The sequence below is a fragment of the Pseudomonas bohemica genome (assembly GCF_002934685.1).
Classification (GTDB): Bacteria; Pseudomonadota; Gammaproteobacteria; order Pseudomonadales; family Pseudomonadaceae; genus Aquipseudomonas; species Aquipseudomonas bohemica.
This window is the reverse complement of the sequence record NZ_NKHL01000079.1, coordinates 9994-10324: the sequence shown is the minus strand read 5'-3', so window position 1 is coordinate 10324 and position 331 is coordinate 9994. Positions and strand designations below refer to the sequence as shown.

Sequence of the window (331 nt, the reverse complement as noted above, 5' to 3'; positions counted from 1 at the left end):
TGAATGAACTGCTCGATGCTCGTTGACTGCCAGTTGCGAGGATAAAACAGCTCCGTTTTCAGCCGGCCGAAGAAGCCTTCACAAGCCGCGTTATCTGGTGAGCAGCCCTTGCGCGACATCGAACGAATCAGCTTCGCATCAGCGATGCGCGATAGCCAGCCGGGCCAGCGGTAGTGGGCGGATTCAACCGGTCGTCGCAACACTGGATTGTTGTACAGACTTTAGATACTCATTTAGCGCTTCGGCAGGTGTTTTCCAGCCGAGTGTTTTTCGAGGTCTAAAGTTAAGTACGTGAGCTACCGCCTGTATTTCTTGGGCACTCCAACGAGAG

General features: G+C 53.5%; 2 pseudogenes. Both read right to left on the bottom strand.

Features of this window, described 5'->3' with window-relative positions:
• Positions 1 to 176, bottom strand: a pseudogene (locus CE491_RS03715) (IS3 family transposase); the annotation flags it as partial.
• Between the two features lie 7 nt (positions 177 to 183).
• A pseudogene (locus tag CE491_RS03710) lies at positions 184 to 331 on the bottom strand (IS30 family transposase); the annotation flags it as partial.